We start from the raw sequence: 13,914 nt of genomic DNA, 5'->3' as shown, positions 1-13,914 counted from the left end.
AATCTTGGGTATCTTTTTTCTTATATGCTTGTTTTATAACTCGGGTGAATTTCTTAGAAAATATCAAATAACAATTTCACATTGAGAATTGTTAAGATAATGGAAACGATATAGCCAAGGATGGTATTCCATTTGGCATTGGTAAATTCTCCCATCAGTGATTTCTTAGAAGTTAGATAAATCAGTGGGAAGATTGAAAATGGAAGAGCAATCGAAAGAAAGACTTGTGAATAAACCAATAACTGATCCAATGTTTTTTCCTGATGACCAAACAGAACCGCTACAATCATGACAGGCAACAAGGCAAAGAGACGAGTTGCCAAACGAATGAACCATTGAGGTAATCTCATATGCAAGAAACCTTCCATAACGATTTGTCCAGTCAAGGTACCCGTAATTGTCGAATTTTGACCACTGGCTAATAAAGCCAAGGCAAACAAGGTTGATAAGGTCGAGCTAGCTATAGCTCCTGCAATAGTAGAATCCTGCAAGGCATTATACATTTGAGAGAAGGCAGAAATCTCAGATGCATGGCCGAAAAAGAGAGCCGCCCCGAGAATTAATAGAAGGGAGTTAACCACAAAGGCCAAGGATAATTGGAGATTTGAATCCCAGGTCATAAAGCGCACGGCTTTTCGAACATCATTCTTGTCCTTGTGATTGATTTTCCGAGTTTGAGACAAGGAAGAATGCAAATAGAGGTTATGGGGCATAACCGTTGCTCCCACGATCCCTAGTGCCAAGGTTAATTGACTTTCATGCCCTGGCAAGGGACTTTCAAATAAGGTTGCATTCGGTAGATAACCCTCAACGATTCCTTGGAAGCTTGGATGTGACAAAGCTACCAGATAGGTAAAAATTGCTAGAATGGTTAAAATCAGTGTTGTCACAATAGCTTCAATCTTCTTAAAGCCAAATTTCATCAGAAGCAATAAGAGAAAAACATCCAACACGGTCAAGAGAATTGCTATCATAATCGGAATCTTAAAGAGAAGATTGAGAGCAATCGCTGAACCTAGAACTTCTGCCAGATCTGTCGCCATCAAGGCTAATTCTAAAATCACCCATAGACTATAACGAAGCCATTTAGGTGAATGATGAGCCGTTGCTTGAGCCAGGTCCATCTGGGTTACAATACCAAGCTTTCCTGCCATCTGCTGAAGTTGCATGGCAATGAGAGATGAAATCAAGATAACAAACAAGAGACTATACTTATAGGAAGCACCACCGACTACACTGGTAATCCAGTTTCCTGGATCCATATAACCAACTGCGACAAGAGCACCCGGACCTAAAAAGGCATTTAAATTTTGCCAGAAATGATTGTTATTTGGAGTATCGATAGATTGATTAATCTCAGAGAGTGACACTTTTTTATGAGAAGACATAGATACTTACCTCTTTCTAAACCTACTTTTTCATTATTTTCTATTAGAGAAAAATAAGATTGACTTTAAACTATTAAAACAATGAAAACTATATGAAAAACATTTAGTTTTTTCATTATTTTTCTTAAGGCACCTTAATTATAACAGAAAATATGATAAAAACTTAAGAAAATTCAGGACTTGATTTAATATTTAGGATACAACAAAATGTTGTATTCTTTTTTTGCAAAAGAATACCAAAGAATAAAATAAAAAACGTTGTAAAAACAACGTTTTAGAAAGATTTACAAAACAATGTAAATTATCAATGGAGCCGGTGGGAGTCGAACCCACGTCCAAACATCTGCTAACATATTTGTCTACAACCATAGGTTATGTATTCGTTTAACAGTCCCTCGACACATAACTCAAGCCTAGAAACCGCGAGTCTATCAATCTCTTATCAAGCCGCTAGACAAGACTTGATCGTATCTCGCTAATAATAAGACCTGTCATTGAACACGAGCAATCCAAATCGGGTCACGCCTGCTGGTTTTTAGGCAGCTAGAGCGTAAGAAGTGTTATTTTTTGCAGTTATATTTAACTGAGCGTTTACGTCGCCACACGAGTCGCAAAATATGCCTCATAATGCCTGTCGAATCCGTAACGACCCCAAAAGACAATAAAACCATTATACCTTATCTAACACAAAAATGCAAAAAGGAAAGCAATTAACTACAAAAGATAGTCTTTCAAAGATTTTGTCAAAACCTGATAACCAGCAACACTAAGGTGCAACCCATCAGTTGTATAATCTTTTTTGAGTTGACCTGCCTGGTCTGTCAAACTATCAAAAACTGGCACAAATTCTACCTGCATATAGGCAGAAGCAAGCTCTTGATAGGCTTGATTCCATTTCTGAATTTTTTCATTCGTGCGGATATAGACTGTCTGCTTGTACTCTTCTCCCTCATTGACTGGCAAAATAGAAAGCAATTTCATCTCTGTCAATGGATAATCGCGAGCAATGGATTGTATGATAGCTTCGAGGTTATTGAGAGCCTCATTCACAGGCACATCTTTTCCGATATCATTTGTCCCAATCAAAAGGACAATTTTATCTACTGCTCCACCGTACAGATGCGCATCTAGATTTTCTAATAACAGCCCTGTCTGATACCCTCGAATGCCTCGATTGACAATCGTCTTTGCAGTCCCAAATAGTTCCTGCAGAGGATAATATTCGACAATGGAATCCCCAATAAAAAGAATGTCTGGCTCTACAACAGAAACCTGATTTAAGTGACGATACTTGGTTTGGATTTTTTCTTGTTCCTTTAGTAACCAATTTTCTAATAACTGTACTGCCACTTCATTCTCCTTTTTCTAACCAGTTTTCCAAGATTTGATAAACTCCTCCTTGGCTATTGGCTGGCGCTAGAGCAGTAGCCACAGCTTTGGCTTTATCATCAGCATTTTCCATCGCATAGGCAATTCCAGCCATTTCAAGCATTTCAACATCATTTTCACTGTCACCAAAAGCCATGATTTGTTGGGAGGTCAAGTCCCAGCGCTTGAGTAATTCTTCCAAGCCCCATGCTTTATGAATTCCAGCTTGAAGGATATCAATGCAACCATAGCCACTCGATACAGCACGAACACGGCCATCAAAGAGGTCATTGATTTCTTCCAAGACCGAACTCAAACGTTCCTCACCAACAACCATACTCATCTTGAGCACACCACCAAAGAGGTCAGAGGTTAATTCGTCCACAAATTGCATCCGTTGGTAGAATTTTTCAATCATTTCTGGAGTCATAAAACTTTCAAGATCTGTAAAAATCGTACCTTCTTTGACGAAACCACCCTTCATCCCCGTTACAACAAACTGGTCCTGACACGCTCGATCCTTGAAACGAGTCAAAGCCTTATCGACAATGGCATCATCCCAAGTCTGAGCCTGAATCAGTTCATTGTTTTCAAAAATACGAGCACCGTTTGCAACAACCAGAACCACTCGATCGACCAAGTGCTCCAGTAGTTGCCTCATGCGATGAATTTCATTGCCCGTCGCGATGACAAAACGAATACCCCTTTGATCCAACTGATCTAAAATCTTTTCCAAGCGTGGAAGATCAAGCTGGCCTCTAGCATCCAGCAAGGTCCCATCCATATCTGTCGCAATTATTTTAATCGTCATTTACTTCCCTCTGGATTCAAGCTAATCCCACTTCAATCCCACATGTTCGTTCATTTCTTTATAGGCTGTATCAATTCGTTCCTTAGTCGCTTCATCTAACTGGTCACGATGACTACCACCCTCGATAAAATCTTCTAAGATATAGGTTTGGTAAAGGAAGAGTGGATAACCTTCTGGAGAATAGGTTCCTTTTGGTGTACGATTTACCCAAGAAGGATGTGCTTTGGCAGTTTCTATTGTCGTCTTACCTGCTTTTTTCTTAATAGTCACATCCATGAGCACGCCACGCTCTGTCCACTTAGCATTCTCTTCATCTTGCATGGTTTCAATTCGTTGATTGGAAATGAAGTTCCCCATTGAATAGATAATGAGTTTCTTGTCTCCATCTTTTTCAACCGTTTCAGATGGTTCAACTACGTGAGGGTGCCCTCCAAAGATAATATCCGCTCCCCAATCGATCATCTTGTGATAAAGAGCCTTTTGTTCCTCAGTTGGTTCCAAGCGATACTCCACACCCATCTGAGGCATGATAATGGTGATATCCGCTTCCTTCTCTGCTCGTTCAATTTCAGCCTTCATCTTGTCTTCATTTAGGTCTGAAAGATAGCGATTATAGTCTTCTTGAGAAATACTTTGCTCAATTCCATTAAAACCATAAGAATAGGCCAAAAGTGCAACCTTGATGCCGTTCACTTCCTTGATAACCAGTGGAGCTTGATCACGGGACTCATGCGTATACACTCCAATCGGTGTCATTCCTGCCTTCTCAATAGCATCTGCTGTTGAAACCACACCTTCTATTTGTGAATCTAGGATATGGTTATGCGCCAAGTCTAGCACTTGATAACCGGCATCCTTGATGGCATCCATAACTTCGCCAGGTGCATTAAAGAGAGGATAACCTGCCAAATAGTGGTCCTTGTTAACAGTGCCTTCAAAATCACCTATAATCAAGTCTGCTTGTTTGAGCCATGGTTTCACATAATCAAAATTTTCATGAAAATCATAGGTACCATCTTCTTTTAAGGCAGAACGATAGATGGGAATATGATAGAGGAGGTCCCCGTTTGCCATAATTCTAGCAGTTTTTTCCTCCTCCTGATCTTTAGCATTTTGATTGGTCTTATTTGCTTCTTGAGAAATGGCATCCTTTTTTTGACTGGTCAAGGGGATTCCTTGGAAACTTTCAAACAACAAGACCAAACCCATTGATAAAGCAACAGCTAGCAAGAGTATCGCCACAAATCCCTTATTACTCCACTTGCGGTAACTCCTAAAAAAGTTTACAAAACCCCTCATAAAACGAAAAACTGGTCCACGTTTATGTCTATCTTGTCTTCTTTGCATCTTCATTCTCCCCACTTTCTAATGCAAGCCTTTTCTTTTTATTATATCACAGATAAGTAATTCTTTCACAATTGAATCGAACCTAGTAGGCATTTTCTATAAAAGCTCGATGCCGTAATGCTTTCAATCCTTGTCATTTTGTGATATCATGTAGAGGTAATGAAAGGAGAGAAAATGTCTGCTATAGAACGTATTACAAAAGCTGCTCACTTAATTGATATGAACGATATTATCCGCGAAGGGAATCCTACTCTACGCGCGGTTGCTGAGGAAGTCACTTTCCCCTTGTCTGATCAGGAAATCATCCTTGGCGAAAAGATGATGCAATTCCTCAAACATTCCCAAGATCCTGTCATGGCTGAAAAAATGGGACTACGCGGTGGGGTTGGACTTGCTGCCCCTCAATTAGATATATCAAAACGTATTATCGCTGTTTTGGTGCCAAACATTGTCGAAGAAGGCGAAACTCCACAGGAAGCTTACGACTTGCAAGCTATTATGTACAATCCAAAAATCGTCTCTCACTCTGTTCAAGACGCTGCTCTTGGTGAAGGAGAAGGTTGCCTGTCTGTTGACCGCAACGTACCTGGCTATGTAGTTCGCCATGCCCGCGTTACGGTTGACTACTTTGACAAGGATGGAGAAAAACACCGTATCAAACTCAAAGGCTACAACTCCATCGTTGTTCAGCATGAAATTGACCACATTAACGGAATCATGTTTTACGATCGTATCAATGAAAAAGACCCATTTGCAGTTAAAGATGGTTTACTAATTCTAGAATAAAGAAAATCCCGTTGCAAGACGGGGTTTTGTGTTATAATAGAGGCATGAAAACAAATGATATTGTCTATGGCGTCCACGCCGTTACCGAAGCCCTCCTTGCAAATACTGGTAACAAACTTTACCTCCAAGAAGATCTCCGAGGTAAGAATCTTGAGAAAGTCAAGGAACTGGCTACAGAAAAGAAGGTGTCCATTTCTTGGACCTCAAAAAAATCCCTCTCTGAGATGACTGAAGGTGCTGTCCACCAAGGTTTTGTTCTACGAGTGTCTGAATTTGCCTATAGCGAGCTAGATCACATTCTTACCAAAACGCGTCAAGAAGAAAATCCTTTGCTATTGATTCTGGACGGGTTAACTGATCCTCACAACTTAGGCTCCATCTTAAGAACCGCTGATGCGACCAATGTTTCCGGAGTCATCATTCCCAAGCACCGTGCTGTCGGAGTTACTCCTGTCGTTGCTAAAACAGCCACAGGTGCTATTGAGCACGTTCCAATCGCTCGAGTGACCAATCTAAGCCAAACTCTGGACAAACTCAAGGATCAAGGCTTCTGGACCTTTGGAACAGATATGAACGGCACTCCGTGCCACAAGTGGAATACAAAAGGGAAAATTGCCCTCATCATCGGAAATGAAGGAAAAGGTATCTCTAGCAACATCAAAAAACAGGTTGATGAAATGATTACCATTCCTATGAATGGACATGTTCAAAGCCTCAATGCTAGCGTTGCTGCAGCCATTCTCATGTACGAAGTTTTCCGAAATAGACTATAAAAAAGTTTCCAGTCATCTGATTGGAAACTTTTTATGATTACACTCAATGAAAATCAAAGAGCAAACTAGGAAGCTAGCTGTAGACAGCTCAAAGCACTGCTTTGAGGTTGTAGATAAGACTGACGAAGTCAGCTCAAAACACTGTTTTGAGGTTGTGGATAGAACTGATGAAGTCAGTACCCATACCTACGGCAAAGTGAAGCTGACGTGGTTTGAAGAGATTTTCGAAGTGTATTAACTATGTTCTGTGATAAATTTATAGGCTTCTTGACCAGCAATAGCCCCATCTCCAACTGCTGTTGTTACTTGGCGAAGGTCTTTCAAGCGAACATCTCCAACGGCAAAGATACCATCAACTGCAGTTTTCATGTGGTTATCTGTCACAATCCAGCCTGCCTGATCTTGGATATTCAATTCTTTAACAAAATCGCTAAGAGGGTCCAAGCCAACATAGATAAAGACGCCACCGAAGGCTTGTTCTGTCACTTGACCTGTTTTCACATTTTCAAAAACGACAGATTCTACTCGGTTTTCACCCTTGATTTCCTTGACTACAGAATCCCAGATAAAGCTGATTTTCTCATTCGCAAAGGCGCGGTCTTGTAAAACCTTTTGAGCACGAAGTTGGTCACGACGGTGAACAATGGTCACAGTCTTAGCAAAACGAGTCAAGAAGAGGGTTTCTTCAACAGCTGAATCTCCACCACCGACTACCAACAAATCTTGGTCACGGAAGAAAGCACCATCACACACAGCACAGTAAGAAACACCACGACTGTTCAGTTCTTCTTCTCCAGGTACTCCCAAAGGACGGTGTTTAGAACCAGTTGCTACGATAACTGTACGTGTTTCATATGTTTGGTCATCGGTCAGCACTGTTTTAAAATCACCATGGTCCTCTACATTTTCAACATAACCATAAATGTGCTCAACACCAAGATTTTCAAGCGGTTCAAACATTTTTTCTGCCAATTCTGGCCCACTAATATTAGCGTATCCTGGGTAATTTTCAATATCAGATGTATTATTCATCTGACCACCTGGCAGACCACCTTCAATCAAGGCTACTTTCAAATTGCTTCGAGCAGCATACAAGGCTGCAGTCATCCCTGCAGGTCCAGCACCGATAATAATAGTATCGTACATATAGTTTCCTTCTTTCTTGTTGTAACTATCTTTATTCTAACTCTTTCTTGTCAATCACGCAAGGATTATGCCTTGAAAACAAGAATTAAACTCATAACCGCAAAGGATAATACTGGAACAACCAAGACCCCAATCATAATCATATCATAGAGATGGGCTTGGCGAGCCTTGGCTGTCTTATCAACTCCCGACATGGCTCTCAGTCCAATCCAAATCCCTAAAAAAATCAGGACGAGGATGGTAGTCAAGATCAAACTCTCGAAATATAAAGAAAATAGTTGCAGTAGCATGATTTCTCTCATTTCTATCTTTTTTAAAGAGTAAACTCAGCTAGTCCAGCTAACTGAGTTTTCCTTTATCTATTATATCAAATATAAGTCCGTTTGTAACTAGCGAAGAATTCTTTTGTCCGCTCTTCTTTAGGATGGTGGATAATCTCATCCGGTGTTCCAGACTCGATGATTTTCCCCTTATCTAAGAAGAGAATCTTATCAGCCACTTGGGCTACAAAGGACATATCATGACTAACCAAAATCATGGTTTGACCTGACTTAGCAGCATCTGCAATAGATTTTTCTACTTCACCAACCAATTCTGGGTCAAGGGCTGAAGTTGGTTCGTCTAAGAGCAAGACATCTGGTTTCATAGCAAGCGCACGCGCTAAGGCAACCCGTTGCTTCTGTCCACCTGATAAATGGCGAGGGTAATGGTTTTCACGGTCAGAAAGCCCAACCTTAGCCAACTCTTCCTTGGCAATCTTAGTCGCTTCTTGGTCAGATAATTTCTTGACCACAACCAAGCCTTCTTTCACATTATCAAGTGCTGTTCGGCGTTCAAACAAATTAAACTGTTGGAAAACCATAGACAACTTACGGCGTAGGGCAAGGATTTCTTCTTGAGTGATTTTAGAAAAATCAACTGAGAAATCATCAATCTGAATAGAGCCACTGTCAGGTGTTTCAAGATAATTGAGACTACGAAGGAAGGTTGATTTTCCAGCTCCTGAAGAACCAATCAAGGCTACAACTTCCCCTTTTTGAATATCCAAGTTCAGATGATCCAAGACAGTCTGTCCTGAAAAGGATTTGCTTAAATTCGAAATCTTAATCATTAACGAAGGTCTCCTTTCACATCTGTTTGCACTGTATCGGGTGCAGAAATAGCCATTTTTCTCTCGATGAAACGACCAAGGCTTTCAATTCCGATATTGACTACCCAATAAACAAGGGCAACGGAGATAAAGCGTTCAAAGTAGCGGTAATCAGCTCCACCCAAAATCTGAGCTTGGGCAAAGACTTCCACAACACCCGCACTAAAGGCTAGAGAAGTTCCTTTGGTCAAGCCGATTAGGGAATTGATTAAGGTTGGAGTCGCCACAACGGCCGCATTTGGAATAATCACGCGACGATAAACTTGCGCTCGGGTCATCCCCAGACTGCGTGCCGCCTCAATCTCACCAGGATTGACTGAGAGAATGGCTGCACGAATGGTTTCACTAGCATAAGCTGCTTCATTAAAGGCAAAGGCGACAATTGCAAAAGCAGCGGCTGGAATCGCATTGATATTGAAACCAGTTCCCCATTGCTGATTGAGAGCTTTCAAAGCCAAAGGAATTCCGTAGTAGGTCAACATGAGTTGCACCAAAATCGGTGTCCCTTTTAAGAAGCTAACAAAGAAGGCCTGCAAGGGGTATAAAATTTTGACACGATTGATCTTCACAATGGCAAAAAGAAGCGCCAAAACCAAGCCAAAAAGAGCACCACCAATGGTCAACATAATCGTTATTGGAAGTTGTTGGACAATTCTCGGGATTCCATCAAAGACCGAACGCAAGCTAAAAAGCTTGCCATCCGGAATCAATTGCATCAAGTTTTGGTACCAATCTGATGCTAAAATCGTTGTAACATTCATAAAAACATCCTCTCCTGATAATGATTCATTCTACCATACTTCTGCCGTCAATGAAATTATTTGCTACGGTCAGGTACAGACTTTGTCTACCTACTAGTTTATCATACTTTGAAACAGGGAGGTTATATATTTTATCTATCAAAGAGATAGATAAAAACTATTTCAATCCCAATTCTTCATAAGCTTTTCGATAACCGATTTGCTTAACAGTTCCATTTTCTACTAAAATGGGGCGTTTTAACAACATACCGTCGCTTGCTAGCAACTCAGCTGCTTCTTGGTTTGACAGACTTCCTACCTTATCTTTCAGCCCCAATTCACGGTATTTGATCCCACTGGTGTTGAAAAATTGCTTCAACTCAAAACCCGAGGTTTCTAGCCAGTTTAAAATGACTTCTTGGCTAGGTGTTTCTTCAACGATATGGATGGCTTTATAGTCCACACCGAGTTGGTTTAATTCTTGTTTTGCTTTTTTACAAGTTGAACATTTTGGGTATTCGATAAATTCTAACATTTATTTCACTTTCTATTGTTTCTATCTTTAAAATCTGCGTCTTCATGTTCCAAGAGCCAAGCTTTCTTTTCCACTCCTGCAGCATAACCTGTCAGACGCTTGCCTGCTCCTAGCACACGATGACAAGGTACTAGGATAGACCAAGGATTGCGCCCCACTGCTCCACCAATTGCTTGAGCAGAATCCACTTGTAGCTCTTGAGCTATTTGTCCATAGGTCACTGTCTGACCATAAGGAATTCCCTGTAAATAGGACCAAACTCTCTTTTCAAAATCCGTTCCGATTGGAGCCAAGGGCAAGTTGGATAAATCCTGAGACTTGCCTTTAAAGTAAGCATCTAAGCAAGTAATAACTGGGTCTAAAATGGGATGACTAACAACTGCTTCTATCGTCTCATCTCCTAGTCCCCTCTCAAAATGCTTCTGCTCCTGCACCCAAACGCCATACAGATATTGCTCGTCGGCAACCAAAGACAAGGTTCCTATTGGCGAAAAGTAGAGCATTTTTACGTACTTCTTTTGCATTATTTCTTCAATTTTTGATAGGCCAAGCGTTCTCCATCAACTGGAACCTTACCAACCTGTTTAAAACCGAGTTTTTCAAATATATGCTGCATGGCCTTGTTTGCAACATGTGTATCTGAGCGAAAATCTAGATAATCAAAACCTTCAATCAAGCCTTCTAGGAAAGTCTGAGCAACCCCCTGTCCCTGCACATCTGCTGCCACAGCAATACGGTGAAAGACTAGGTACTCTGACTCTCCAGCTTGCCATTTTCCTTCATAAATGGCTTCATAGGTTGCCTCTGGACTCTTGGTCACGGCTGCATAAGCTAGTAATTCTCCCTCTTCCAAGGCTACGTAGGCTTGACCTGAGATAATATCCTCAATAATAATATCAGCATTTGGATAACCATTTTGCCACTGGTCACTACCAACATCTGCTAAACATTTTTTAGCATCTTCCATCACCTGCATGATGGCATCTACTTCATTTGGAAAAGCTAAACGAATCTCCATCTTTTCTCCTCATTTCTGACTAGTTTCTCCCATCATAGCATAATTTAAGTCTTTCTACAAGCAGTTAAAACTTGACTTTCTGTTTTTATTATTTTATAATCTAGTTATTAAAACTAGATAAAAAGGAGTTGGAAATGAAAACTACCTTTTCCTACCCAAAATGGGTAGAAATTCCAAACATTGACCTCTATCTGGACCAGGTTTTACTCTATGTCAATCAGGTCTGCGCCCCTATCTCTCCTGATAAAGATAAGGGCCTGACAGCATCTATGGTCAACAATTATGTCAAACATGGTTACCTGACAAAGCCTGACAAGAAAAAATACCAACGCCAACAGATTGCCCGTCTGATTGCTATCACAACCCTCAAGTCGGTATTCTCTATTCAAGAAATAGCCCATACACTTAATACTCTACAAAGTCAAGCAAGTTCAGACCAACTCTACGATGCTTTTGTAAACTACATGAACCAAGGAATTGATCCAGCTAACCCCATTATCCAAAGTAGCTGCCAAACCGTTAAACTCTATCATCAAACTCTAGCCTTAATCGATCATACTCAAGAGGAGGTAATCCAATGAACACTAGTCTTAAACTCAGCAAACAACTCAGTTTTGGAGAGGAGATTGCTAATAGCGTGACTCATGCCGTAGGTGCAGTCATCATGCTCATCTTACTCCCCATTTCATCCACCTATAGTTATGAGGCACACGGATTTTTATCATCTATAGGCGTTTCCATTTTTGTTATTAGTCTCTTTCTCATGTTTCTATCATCCACCATTTACCACTCTATGGCCTATGGTTCGACCCACAAATACGTCTTGCGAATTATTGACCATTCTATGATTTATGTGGCTATCGCAGGCTCTTATACGCCAGTCGTCTTAACCTTGATGAATAACTGGTTTGGCTATCTAATTATTGCCATCCAGTGGGGAACGACCATCTTTGGTATTCTCTATAAAATCTTTGCTAAAAAGGTCAATGAGAAATTCAGCCTTGCTCTTTACCTGATTATGGGCTGGTTGGTTCTAACTATCATTCCTGCCATCATCAGTCAAACGACACCAATTTTCTGGAGTCTCATGGTAACTGGCGGACTCTGTTATACAGTTGGGGCTGGATTTTACGCCAAGAAAAAACCTTATTTCCACATGATTTGGCATCTCTTTATCCTAGCTGCGTCTGCCCTCCAATACATTGCCATTGTTTATTACATGTAAAAAAGTTGAGAAATTCAATCTCAACTTTTTTCTTTACACATATTGATAAAGTACTGGTGCAAGCGCACATCATCAGTCAATTCTGGATGAAAAGAGGTCACTAACATATTTTTTTCTTGAGCAGCAACGATTTGATTATCAACTGTTGCCAGAATTTCTACATCTTCACCAACACTGCTGATAATTGGACCACGGATAAAAGTCATTGGAATCTGACCGATTCCCTTACATTCTGCTTCCGTGTAGAAACTTCCTAATTGGCGCCCATAGGCATTGCGCTCGACCACCATATCCATAGTTCCTAGATGACTCTCTTCCTGAGAAGTAATTTCCTTAGCCAGCAAAATCAAACCTGCACAGGTTCCAAAGGCTGGTAAACCAGATAGAATGGCTTCTCGAATGGGAATCAGCATGTCCTGCTCACGTAAGAGCTTGCCCATGGTTGTAGATTCCCCACCAGGTAATATCAAACCCGACAAATCACTCTGATGTTTCTGAAAATCTTCTAAATTTCTGATTTCAACACTTTCGACACCTAATTGATCTAGCACTTTTGCATGTTCTGCAAAGGCCCCTTGCAAGGCCAATATTCCGATTTTCATCTATTTTCCTCGCTCAGCCATGAGGATTTGGATCTCATTTTCATTGATACCAACCATGGCTTCTCCTAAATCTTCAGAGATTTGAGCCAAGATTTGAGGATTTCGGAAATTAGTCACCGCTTTGACAATAGCACTCGCTCGTTTAACAGGATCTCCTGACTTGAAAATACCTGAACCGACAAAGACACCCTCTGCCCCTAATTGCATCATCAGCGCAGCATCTGCTGGCGTTGCAACACCTCCAGCAGCGAAATTTACAACTGGCAATTTCCCATGTTCATGGACGTATTGAACCAATTCTACAGGGACTTGTAAGTCCTTGGCGGCAACATAAAGTTCGTCCTCACGTAGGTTTTGAATGCGGCGAATTTCCTGATTCATCATACGCATATGACGAACAGCTTGAACAATGTCTCCTGTCCCTGGTTCTCCTTTTGTACGAATCATAGAAGCACCTTCAGCGATACGACGCAAGGCTTCACCCAAGTCCTTAGCCCCACAGACAAAAGGAACTTGGAATTCTTTTTTGTCCACATGGAAACGGTCGTCTGCTGGAGATAAAACTTCACTCTCATCGATATAGTCAATCTCAATAGCCTCTAAAATCTGAGCTTCAACAAAATGCCCGATTCTGACCTTGGCCATTACTGGAATGCTAACCGCTTCTTGGATTTCCTTAATCATCTTTGGATCACTCATACGGGAAACCCCACCAGCTGCACGAATATCAGCCGGAATCCGCTCCAAGGCCATCACAGCTGCCGCACCAGCAGCTTCTGCAATACGGGCCTGTTCAGGATTCTGAACGTCCATGATAACGCCACCTTTAAGCATTTGTGCTAAGTTTTTATTTAATTCATAACGATTTTCAGTCATTTGTTTTATCCTCATCATTTGTATTGGTAGCTACCATTTCATTTTAAGTTAGATTAGAATGAATCACAAGATAAAAAAAACGTAATTGTATGGGTACAGAATAGTTAAAAAACTATCTGGTCTTAACTTAAGGCCAGATAGCTCATTCA

Annotated in this window: 17 protein-coding genes and 1 other RNA gene; 4 read left to right on the top strand and 14 right to left on the bottom strand. The window is 40.9% G+C overall.

Annotated features, from left to right (window positions below; all coding sequences use genetic code 11):
* Positions 1 to 53: 53 nt before the first annotated feature.
* The 5 genes from ACLNCP_RS09925 to ACLNCP_RS09905 all read right to left on the bottom strand — a co-directional run bounded on the left by ACLNCP_RS09925 (position 54) and on the right by ACLNCP_RS09905 (position 4,914).
* A complete protein-coding gene (locus tag ACLNCP_RS09925; RefSeq protein ID WP_000094601.1) occupies positions 54 to 1,388 on the bottom strand; it encodes an Nramp family divalent metal transporter in 1,335 nt (444 codons plus the stop codon).
* 305 nt (positions 1,389 to 1,693) lie between these two features.
* Positions 1,694 to 2,041, bottom strand: a transfer-messenger RNA (tmRNA) gene (gene ssrA, locus ACLNCP_RS09920).
* A gap of 61 nt (positions 2,042 to 2,102) precedes the next feature.
* Complete coding sequence (locus tag ACLNCP_RS09915; RefSeq protein ID WP_261052606.1) at positions 2,103 to 2,738, bottom strand: SGNH/GDSL hydrolase family protein; 636 nt, start codon at positions 2,736 to 2,738, stop codon at positions 2,103 to 2,105.
* A gap of 1 nt (position 2,739) precedes the next feature.
* Complete coding sequence (locus ACLNCP_RS09910) at positions 2,740 to 3,567, bottom strand: Cof-type HAD-IIB family hydrolase (RefSeq protein ID WP_261052605.1); 828 nt, start codon at positions 3,565 to 3,567, stop codon at positions 2,740 to 2,742.
* Positions 3,568 to 3,588: 21 nt separating this feature from the next.
* Positions 3,589 to 4,914, bottom strand: a complete 1,326-nt coding sequence (locus tag ACLNCP_RS09905; RefSeq protein WP_080976377.1) for a CapA family protein — start codon at positions 4,912 to 4,914, stop codon at positions 3,589 to 3,591.
* Positions 4,915 to 5,088: 174 nt separating this feature from the next.
* Between ACLNCP_RS09905 and def the strand changes: the two genes are divergently transcribed.
* Positions 5,089 to 5,700 carry a peptide deformylase gene (def, locus tag ACLNCP_RS09900; RefSeq protein ID WP_001272956.1) on the top strand — a complete coding sequence of 204 codons (612 nt, stop codon included), beginning with the start codon at positions 5,089 to 5,091 and terminating at the stop codon, positions 5,698 to 5,700.
* Between the two features lie 44 nt (positions 5,701 to 5,744).
* Positions 5,745 to 6,473, top strand: coding sequence for a 23S rRNA (guanosine(2251)-2'-O)-methyltransferase RlmB (rlmB, locus tag ACLNCP_RS09895; protein ID WP_261051616.1), 729 nt, complete (start codon positions 5,745 to 5,747; stop codon positions 6,471 to 6,473).
* A 234-nt stretch (positions 6,474 to 6,707) separates the two neighbouring features.
* Here the strand turns inward: rlmB and trxB are convergent, their stop codons facing one another.
* The 7 genes from trxB to ACLNCP_RS09860 all read right to left on the bottom strand — a co-directional run bounded on the left by trxB (position 6,708) and on the right by ACLNCP_RS09860 (position 11,062).
* On the bottom strand, positions 6,708 to 7,619 hold the full coding sequence (trxB, locus tag ACLNCP_RS09890; RefSeq protein ID WP_261011031.1) for a thioredoxin-disulfide reductase: 912 nt from the start codon (positions 7,617 to 7,619) through the stop codon (positions 6,708 to 6,710).
* 65 nt (positions 7,620 to 7,684) lie between these two features.
* A complete protein-coding gene (locus ACLNCP_RS09885; RefSeq protein ID WP_000926599.1) occupies positions 7,685 to 7,909 on the bottom strand; it encodes a DUF4059 family protein in 225 nt (74 codons plus the stop codon).
* Between the two features lie 77 nt (positions 7,910 to 7,986).
* On the bottom strand, positions 7,987 to 8,730 hold the full coding sequence (locus ACLNCP_RS09880; protein WP_000590982.1) for an amino acid ABC transporter ATP-binding protein: 744 nt from the start codon (positions 8,728 to 8,730) through the stop codon (positions 7,987 to 7,989).
* Positions 8,730 to 9,530 (bottom strand): amino acid ABC transporter permease, encoded by an 801-nt coding sequence (locus ACLNCP_RS09875; RefSeq protein ID WP_001103445.1) that lies wholly within the window; start codon positions 9,528 to 9,530, stop codon positions 8,730 to 8,732. The genes ACLNCP_RS09880 and ACLNCP_RS09875 overlap by 1 nt, the downstream gene beginning before the upstream one ends.
* Before the next feature lie 157 nt (positions 9,531 to 9,687).
* The gene (locus tag ACLNCP_RS09870; RefSeq protein WP_000889083.1) at positions 9,688 to 10,044 is read right to left on the bottom strand and encodes an arsenate reductase family protein; all 357 of its coding nucleotides are present in this window, start codon (positions 10,042 to 10,044) and stop codon (positions 9,688 to 9,690) included.
* Between the two features lie 5 nt (positions 10,045 to 10,049).
* Entirely contained in the window at positions 10,050 to 10,568 is a 519-nt protein-coding gene (locus tag ACLNCP_RS09865) for a methylated-DNA--[protein]-cysteine S-methyltransferase (RefSeq protein WP_261052604.1), read from the bottom strand.
* Entirely contained in the window at positions 10,568 to 11,062 is a 495-nt protein-coding gene (locus tag ACLNCP_RS09860) for a GNAT family N-acetyltransferase (RefSeq protein ID WP_045611915.1), read from the bottom strand. The genes ACLNCP_RS09865 and ACLNCP_RS09860 overlap by 1 nt, the downstream gene beginning before the upstream one ends.
* Positions 11,063 to 11,196: 134 nt before the next feature.
* Between ACLNCP_RS09860 and ACLNCP_RS09855 the strand changes: the two genes are divergently transcribed.
* Both ACLNCP_RS09855 and trhA read left to right on the top strand, forming a co-directional pair.
* Positions 11,197 to 11,643 carry a DUF1836 domain-containing protein gene (locus tag ACLNCP_RS09855; protein WP_261052603.1) on the top strand — a complete coding sequence of 149 codons (447 nt, stop codon included), beginning with the start codon at positions 11,197 to 11,199 and terminating at the stop codon, positions 11,641 to 11,643.
* Entirely contained in the window at positions 11,640 to 12,287 is a 648-nt protein-coding gene (trhA, locus tag ACLNCP_RS09850) for a PAQR family membrane homeostasis protein TrhA (RefSeq protein WP_261022796.1), read from the top strand. The genes ACLNCP_RS09855 and trhA overlap by 4 nt, the downstream gene beginning before the upstream one ends.
* 20 nt (positions 12,288 to 12,307) lie before the next feature.
* On the opposite strand, the gene pdxT is transcribed toward trhA, so the two are convergent.
* Both pdxT and pdxS read right to left on the bottom strand, forming a co-directional pair.
* Positions 12,308 to 12,889 carry a pyridoxal 5'-phosphate synthase glutaminase subunit PdxT gene (pdxT, locus tag ACLNCP_RS09845; protein ID WP_261011593.1) on the bottom strand — a complete coding sequence of 194 codons (582 nt, stop codon included), beginning with the start codon at positions 12,887 to 12,889 and terminating at the stop codon, positions 12,308 to 12,310.
* Entirely contained in the window at positions 12,890 to 13,765 is an 876-nt protein-coding gene (gene pdxS / locus ACLNCP_RS09840) for a pyridoxal 5'-phosphate synthase lyase subunit PdxS (RefSeq protein ID WP_000138517.1), read from the bottom strand.
* Positions 13,766 to 13,914 lie beyond the last annotated feature (149 nt).

Source organism: Streptococcus sp. CL6.35 (assembly GCF_049737915.1).
Lineage (GTDB): Bacteria > Bacillota > Bacilli > Lactobacillales > Streptococcaceae > Streptococcus.
The sequence above is the reverse complement of the archived record's forward strand: the minus strand, read 5'-3'. Positions and strand labels throughout refer to the sequence as shown.

Excerpts from the sequence above, each read along its gene's own strand:
- ACLNCP_RS09925 (WP_000094601.1), bottom strand. The coding sequence starts at position 1,388 with ATGTCTTCTCATAAAAAAGTGTCACTCTCTGAGATTAATCAATCTATC.
- ACLNCP_RS09910 (WP_261052605.1), bottom strand. The coding sequence starts at position 3,567 with ATGACGATTAAAATAATTGCGACAGATATGGATGGGACCTTGCTGGAT.
- ACLNCP_RS09905 (WP_080976377.1), bottom strand. The coding sequence starts at position 4,914 with ATGCAAAGAAGACAAGATAGACATAAACGTGGACCAGTTTTTCGTTTT.
- def (WP_001272956.1), top strand. The coding sequence starts at position 5,089 with ATGTCTGCTATAGAACGTATTACAAAAGCTGCTCACTTAATTGATATG.
- rlmB (WP_261051616.1), top strand. The coding sequence starts at position 5,745 with ATGAAAACAAATGATATTGTCTATGGCGTCCACGCCGTTACCGAAGCC.
- trxB (WP_261011031.1), bottom strand. The coding sequence starts at position 7,619 with ATGTACGATACTATTATTATCGGTGCTGGACCTGCAGGGATGACTGCA.
- ACLNCP_RS09885 (WP_000926599.1), bottom strand. The coding sequence starts at position 7,909 with ATGCTACTGCAACTATTTTCTTTATATTTCGAGAGTTTGATCTTGACT.
- ACLNCP_RS09880 (WP_000590982.1), bottom strand. The coding sequence starts at position 8,730 with ATGATTAAGATTTCGAATTTAAGCAAATCCTTTTCAGGACAGACTGTC.
- ACLNCP_RS09875 (WP_001103445.1), bottom strand. The coding sequence starts at position 9,530 with ATGAATGTTACAACGATTTTAGCATCAGATTGGTACCAAAACTTGATG.
- ACLNCP_RS09870 (WP_000889083.1), bottom strand. The coding sequence starts at position 10,044 with ATGTTAGAATTTATCGAATACCCAAAATGTTCAACTTGTAAAAAAGCA.
- ACLNCP_RS09865 (WP_261052604.1), bottom strand. The coding sequence starts at position 10,568 with ATGCAAAAGAAGTACGTAAAAATGCTCTACTTTTCGCCAATAGGAACC.
- ACLNCP_RS09860 (WP_045611915.1), bottom strand. The coding sequence starts at position 11,062 with ATGGAGATTCGTTTAGCTTTTCCAAATGAAGTAGATGCCATCATGCAG.
- ACLNCP_RS09855 (WP_261052603.1), top strand. The coding sequence starts at position 11,197 with ATGAAAACTACCTTTTCCTACCCAAAATGGGTAGAAATTCCAAACATT.
- trhA (WP_261022796.1), top strand. The coding sequence starts at position 11,640 with ATGAACACTAGTCTTAAACTCAGCAAACAACTCAGTTTTGGAGAGGAG.
- pdxT (WP_261011593.1), bottom strand. The coding sequence starts at position 12,889 with ATGAAAATCGGAATATTGGCCTTGCAAGGGGCCTTTGCAGAACATGCA.
- pdxS (WP_000138517.1), bottom strand. The coding sequence starts at position 13,765 with ATGACTGAAAATCGTTATGAATTAAATAAAAACTTAGCACAAATGCTT.